Origin of the sequence: Paenibacillus pabuli NBRC 13638 (genome assembly GCF_001514495.1) — a bacterium.
Lineage (GTDB): Bacteria > Bacillota > Bacilli > Paenibacillales > Paenibacillaceae > Paenibacillus > Paenibacillus pabuli.
In genome coordinates this window covers 1-6,293 of record NZ_BCNM01000050.1, presented here as the reverse complement: position 1 = coordinate 6,293, position 6,293 = coordinate 1, and the positions used below count along the sequence as shown (strand labels likewise).

The following is a 6,293-nucleotide window of genomic DNA, read 5'->3' as shown; positions in this document are numbered from 1 at the left end:
GGTTTGCTCACGGCCAAATATCTGAGCCGAATTGGTAATCTGACCAAGGACACAACTTCGCGTCAGGTGCTGCGCTACGAGTATGATGCAGAAGGCCAAACGGTGGCCCGCACGGATGCTGGCGGAATGCGTGTCGAATACGCGCATGATCCGGTGGGGCGGGTTATTGCCATTCGTCAAGGTGAGAAAGATCTGGCTCAGTACACCTATGCAGCGGGCAACCGGATCGCGTCCATGCTGTACGGCAACGGCGTGCAGACGTCGTATGAATACACGCCCGAAGGACAAGTATCGCGGCTCCACACCCGAGCAGCGGATGGCACGGTCCTGCTGGACAACCGCTATGCCTATGACCGGAGCGGGAATACGATCGGTTGTTATGGCACGCAGGAGCAGGCCGAGTATCGATACGATGCACTGGATCGGCTGGTGGAAGCCAGGTATGCCGGATACGGCACGGAGCAACTTGCCTATGACGCCGCAGGCAACCGAATTTCTCGTGTCTGGAACGGACAACGGACAAGCTATACCTATGATACAAGGAACCGCCTGCTCAGCCTGATTGAGGAAGCATTGCAGAAAGAAAATGGGGAACAACCAATAACCCCGAGCAACACCCGTTATCAATATGATGCGCATGGAAACCTGATCCGAGAGCATCAAGGAGAGCGGGCGATAAACTACACTTATGATGCATTCAACCGTACCATTCGAGTCGAGCAAGCAGATGGCGGTGTTGTACAGCATGGTTACGACCCGGAAGGTTTGCGAAGCAGACTGGATACGAACGGAACTGTAAGCTATTTCGTGCATGACGGCTGGCATGTCGTCAATGAGTTGGACGAAACGGAGCGAGTGCAGGCATCTTATATACGCGGTCATGAATGGCTAACACAACTGGACGATCAGGGGGATGTGGCTTATTATGTAAATAATATTCACGGTGACGTAACCCACCTTACCGGACAAGAGGGCAAGATCCTGAACGCGTATACCTATGATGCCTTCGGGAACACATTGTCTGCAAGAGAGCAACGTGTCAATCCGTTCCGTTATGCGGGAGAAATGCAGGATGCGCTGACGGGACATTACTATCTGCGCGCCCGGTTCTATAACCCGCTGATTGCTCGGTTCACGCAGGAAGACACGTACCGTGGCGATGGATTGAATCTGTATGCGTATGTCGCCAACAACCCGATCCGATATGTAGACCCGAGTGGGTATATGTGTGAGGTGAAGGGTGAAACGTATGCTAATCCAAAAGATAAAGTTGTTAAAGAGTATGATGTGGTACCCTATAGACCGACAACTGGGAAATATGGGCTTGAAAATCATCATGGTGTAATGAATGAATGGGCTAAACAAAATGTACCGGGATATACTACATTTGTAAACGTGTCTCCTACAGTAGCTTTAAGTGTAGACAACCATAAGCTGACCAAAGAGATTTTTAGAGAATGGAGTAGAGAAAATTACGGTAGACCAGTTGGGGCTAAGATCGAATGGACTAAGATGTCTCCACAACAAATTCAAAAACTTTCTGAAGATATGTTTAATGCTTCTAAAACTCCCGATTCTGCACGTAGAGAATATTACAGAACGTTGAATCAATTTTTGTACAATTTACCTTCGTCTGGGGTAACGAGTAGGACTCAGAAAATGGAATTTTCAAATCAAATAAGGGATCTAATTTATAGGTGAAAATACAATCACAAAGGAGAATAATAAATGAAAATAAAAACAATTGTTAAACAAATTGAACAATTCGATGATTGTATGATTTCTCCTCCTATAGGTTTACCTAGACTCAGTGAGAACCATATACTTCCTGAAGATGTGAAAGAGTTTTATCAAATATGTGGAGGGATAAAACTGTTTGAAGGGAAAGATTTTGGAGTTGATATTGTTTCTCCAGAAAAATTTGTTTTGGCAAACCCGGTCATAGTTAATGAGTTGTGCGAATATGATATTTCTTCTAATTGGTACATTATAGCTGATGATCGTAATGGAGATTTTCTTACAATTGATCTTCATAAAGATAGATTAGGAAGATGTTACGATAGTCACTGGGATACACATGCTGTTGCAGGAAGTTGTGCGATCATTTCTAATAGCTTTACAGAATTACTGAGTAATCTTGTTGAAACGAAGGGGCAAGGGACTACATGGTTTTGGGATGAAGATGATTTTGAACCATTAGGAGACGCATATGATAATCTAACGAATGAATAGAGTTGTAACGTGGTACGGTTTATAAATATCACTTGTGTTGTTTGTCTGCTTTAGATTTTTATATAGGAAGAGATAGTTAATATATCTTCCGTTCAGAAAGTACATTGAGTTGATACTTGATTGTAGTATGAAGCGCAAAATGTGCTCGAAATTTTAATTGATCAAGCAATCACTTTATTATGTCGAAGGTCTATTCCTATTAGGGATAGGCCTGTTTTATAATCTGTGGTTCAGAACTGAACTCAATTCGGTGATGCTGTAGACAGACGAATAACCTACACTTATGATGCATTCAACCGTACCATTCGAGTCGAGCAAGCAGATGGCGGTGTTATACAGCACGGTTACGACCTGGAAGGTTTGCGAAGCAGACTGGATACGAACGGAACTGTACGCCATTTCGTACATGACGGCTGGCATGTCGTCAACGAACTCGACGAAGCGGCACGGGTGCAGGCATCATATATCCGTGGTCATGAATGGCTAACACAACTGGACGATCAGGGCGATGTGGCTTATTATGTAAATAATATCCACGGTGATGTAACTCACCTGACCGGACCACAGGGCCAGATTCTGAACGCGTACACGTATGATGCCTTCGGGAACATGCTATCGGCAAGAGAGGAACGTAGCAATCCGTTCCGTTATGCGGGAGAAGTGCAGGACGCGCTGACGGGACATTACTATCTGCGCGCCCGGTTTTATAACCCGCTGATAGCTCGTTTCACGCAGGAAGATACGTATCGTGGTGACGGCCTGAACTTATATGCCTATGTGGCTAACAACCCGATCCGATATGTAGACCCGAGTGGGTATATGTGTGAGGATAAGGGAAATGTTTGGAAGGGATCTTCTGAAACAGAAGCATGGATTACTTTAAAGTACAAGAATGAATTTCCTAAACGTGAGTTTAGAGAAAGGCGGAAGCATTAAAATTATTAGGTGAACAGGGACTGCTAGTGAAAGCTCAAAACCCTGTATCCAGAGATAGGTCTGTTACTACTCAATATCGGCAAGATATGATAAAAAGGATTTGGGCACAATATGGGAATAATAACAAAATCTTCGCTGATAAGCTTATAAATAGGATTACAAAACAAATGCAGCCCGATCATGTTTGGGAACTTCAGTTAAGCGGTCCTGACGTACCCTCTAATTTAAAATTTTTGGATACTCATACTAATTGGCATATAGGCACCCAACAAATTAGACCGCAGATCAGAAAATTACCAGTTGGAACAAAAATAAGGATAATAATTGAGTGGGGGGATTGAAAATATGAATAGTAGATTGAATGCCTTACTCCAAGTAATTAGACACGAACTTGAACAGGACGACAGTAGCATCATATACGGGGTTATGCATAAAGGCATTGACACTTACGGGGATATTGATGCAAATTTAGTTCAATTCTACGAATTTTTAAAAATAAGTAATGGTGCACGATTCGGGAGTATAGATTTGTGGGCCTATGAGGAATTGGAGAGTCACCAGTATCGGTTAGATCAATGGATCGGCGAGAGCGATGACTGGCTTGAAATTGGACAACTTCTGTATGAACCTATAGTTATAAGTAAGTTAACAGGAGAAATCTCAATTTTAATGGACGAGGTTTCAATAAACGATTCAAAAAAAATTATTCAGTTCGATGATTTTTTAATACATTATATTTTGGGAGAGGGATATGAGGAGTTAGTTCCTGGGTTTGAGTATGACGAGTGGTATCACTTTTTAGTCAGATTAAAATTAATTTAAACGTACCCATAAATTTTTGTTTCATGTAAGAGTGTCCATCGAGTTTTTCTGTATAAACACTTGTATGACAGATATGATGTATGCGCATTTTTGTGAAGTTTTATGTATTCAGTTTTGACTTCCATTCTGCTCTATTAAAGGTTTGAGTCCTGATTAAATTTCAATCAGGACTCATTTTTTTTACTTTCGAATTTGGATGAATAAAGTCAGAGGGTTCGCGTTAAACCAGCGCAGCAGATGGTACGGTGCTACTCCATAATAGCTATGCGTATGAATAAATCGGAAATACAATCGACTGTTGGAAGCCCGATACGCCTGATCCTAAGACATCTTCGGTAACATGCTGTCCTCAAGAGAACAGCCTGTGAATCCATTCTGTTGTGCGGGAGAAATGCAGGACCCGCTGACAGGACATTACTATCTGCGCGCCCGGTTCTATAACCCGCTGATCGCGCGGTTCACGCAGGAAGACACGTACCGCGGAGATGGCCTGAACCTTTATGCGTATGTTGCTAACAACCCGATTTGATATGTAGACCCGAGTGGGTATGCCAAAGCAGGAACCCCGGCTTCTTGTGTGAATAAGGGTGATAATTATGAGAAAAATCCGGACCATCCTATCAGAACTTATAGAAATGCTGATCTTAGTAAATTAGATGAAATATATCAGGCTGACCCTAGATTATTGGTTGAAATGCCTTACGTAGGAAAAGGAAAACCGGATACTAATTCAGAAAGATGGTTACGAGATAATTCCTATTATTGGAATGAAATGTTAAATAAACATCCGCAAGCGTTTAATCAATCTAATATTGATAAAATTAATTTAGGGTTTTCTCCAAAAAATAATCCAACTTTTAGAAGTTACTTCACACAGTATGATGTAGAAGATCTTTATAATAATACTTTAATACATCATCATGTTGGTGGTGGGGGACAAGCTGTTGCGGTACCTTCAGGTCTACATCCTGGATCGGGTGGTATACACAATGCTGAAAAGGGTATAGGTGCATGGGGAAATGATAGTACTTATGCTGAGTTATTAGAAAAATTTTTAAAAGAATAGGTGATTTATTAATGGAAATTCAAGTATCGATGAGAAACTATTTTGAACTTAGATTGCAGCGTTATAATGAAGGTGTAAATTTTTTATTTACAACAGAATATAACCAGAAAGTTGCATCAATGATTTGCTGATTTAGATGGGTTTATTGATGGGCGTCATGTTAGTCTCGAGCCAGTTTTACCAGGAATAGAATTGAAATCGTTTGAAAAAAAACTTCAAGGTTATAAGAATAACCATAAAAACAAATTGGAGTATGTGCCGATAGGAATAGAAGGTAATGGATTGGTTGTTGTTATGAATAATCACAATGGAAAGGTGGAACTAGAAGATTTTGAAAGAGGTGAATTTACAGTATTGTCAAATAACTTAGGCGAGTTTATTTCTTCTTTAAAAATGAAAAAGTAATCCATACTTCCGATAATAAGGTAACTTATAAAAACAAGTAGATTTGGGTTTAGGGGTTGTCACAATGGAAGTTATCTAAGGGTTATAACAAGAAGATATTGTCATTTAGCAGATATAGTTCAACTCCATAAGAGATTGAGCAGGTTGGTTATGGTGGGATACTACCATGATTGACCTGTTTTTTTATGCATTTCATTTTTCACGATCCTCTAAATTCGCAACAATAGAATGCCTAGTCACGCTCAAGTCATCTGATGCATTCTAACTGGAGTGAATTGAATAACGACAACCTATGGAACAGTTGAATTCGAGTATAACGATCTGAACAAAAGAACCGGTATGGTGGATGCCGAGGGTAATATGCGGCAACGTGGTAGAAGAAACGGATACACTGGGGCATGGGATACAGTATGCGTACGATGTTCGGAATCGGCCGATCCGTTTTATAGGCAAGGGCGGCGGAATCAACCATCTATTCTACAATGCCGAAGGGAAACTCGCGAAAAAAGTAACCCCTGGCCTGTACGATGCTGCACGTGACGATGGGGCAGGAACGGAATACACGTATGACGTGCTGAAACGCCTGACCGAAATCCGCAATCCGTTGGGCGAGATTATTCAGGGGCATGCCTTTAACCGTTATGGAGAGCAGGAAGCCGTGACGGAATACGGCGTCGAAACGAGGTATGGCTATACGTTGGCTGGTCAGGTGCGTCAAGTGTGGGGCAATGGCCCAGATCGTATCTCAGTCTTGCGACAGGAATATGAGTACGATGCCGCAGGGCATGTCGTAGGAATTCGGGATGGCGAAGGGCGGATGACGCGCCGTACG

The 6,293-nt window shown here is 42.2% G+C and carries 7 protein-coding genes and 1 pseudogene; all 8 read left to right on the top strand.

Translation table 11 applies throughout. The features are described 5' to 3' along the window. On the top strand, window positions 1-1,701 hold a 1,701-nt coding region (locus PPA03S_RS31855), incomplete at its 5' end, for an RHS repeat-associated core domain-containing protein (RefSeq protein ID WP_281189110.1). A gap of 27 nt (window positions 1,702-1,728) precedes the next feature. Beyond that, window positions 1,729-2,232 carry an SMI1/KNR4 family protein gene (locus tag PPA03S_RS31850; protein WP_062330035.1) on the top strand — a complete coding sequence of 168 codons (504 nt, stop codon included), beginning with the start codon at window positions 1,729-1,731 and terminating at the stop codon, window positions 2,230-2,232. A 270-nt stretch (window positions 2,233-2,502) separates the two neighbouring features. After that, entirely contained in the window at window positions 2,503-3,168 is a 666-nt protein-coding gene (locus PPA03S_RS33780; protein WP_501193435.1) for an RHS repeat-associated core domain-containing protein, read from the top strand. A 345-nt stretch (window positions 3,169-3,513) separates the two neighbouring features. Next, window positions 3,514-3,990: a hypothetical protein gene (locus PPA03S_RS31835; RefSeq protein WP_062330032.1), complete on the top strand. Its 477-nt coding sequence runs from the start codon at window positions 3,514-3,516 to the stop codon at window positions 3,988-3,990. A 340-nt stretch (window positions 3,991-4,330) separates the two neighbouring features. Then, window positions 4,331-4,519: an RHS repeat-associated core domain-containing protein gene (locus tag PPA03S_RS33605; RefSeq protein ID WP_174532176.1), complete on the top strand. Its 189-nt coding sequence runs from the start codon at window positions 4,331-4,333 to the stop codon at window positions 4,517-4,519. 48 nt (window positions 4,520-4,567) lie between these two features. After that, window positions 4,568-5,056 (top strand): hypothetical protein, encoded by a 489-nt coding sequence (locus PPA03S_RS33600; RefSeq protein ID WP_245683785.1) that lies wholly within the window; start codon window positions 4,568-4,570, stop codon window positions 5,054-5,056. Window positions 5,057-5,067: 11 nt separating this feature from the next. After that, a pseudogene (locus PPA03S_RS32110) lies at window positions 5,068-5,461 on the top strand (SecY-interacting protein Syd). Window positions 5,462-5,807: 346 nt separating this feature from the next. Continuing rightward, window positions 5,808-6,293 (top strand): hypothetical protein (locus PPA03S_RS31820; protein WP_157284485.1); only part of this gene is annotated, 486 nt, incomplete at its 3' end.

What these genes read in the sequence shown, in the direction of transcription:
- PPA03S_RS31835 (WP_062330032.1), top strand. Translation starts at nt 3,514, where the DNA reads ATGAATAGTAGATTGAATGCCTTACTCCAAGTAATTAGACACGAACTT.
- PPA03S_RS33605 (WP_174532176.1), top strand. Translation starts at nt 4,331, where the DNA reads ATGCTGTCCTCAAGAGAACAGCCTGTGAATCCATTCTGTTGTGCGGGA.
- PPA03S_RS31850 (WP_062330035.1), top strand. Translation starts at nt 1,729, where the DNA reads ATGAAAATAAAAACAATTGTTAAACAAATTGAACAATTCGATGATTGT.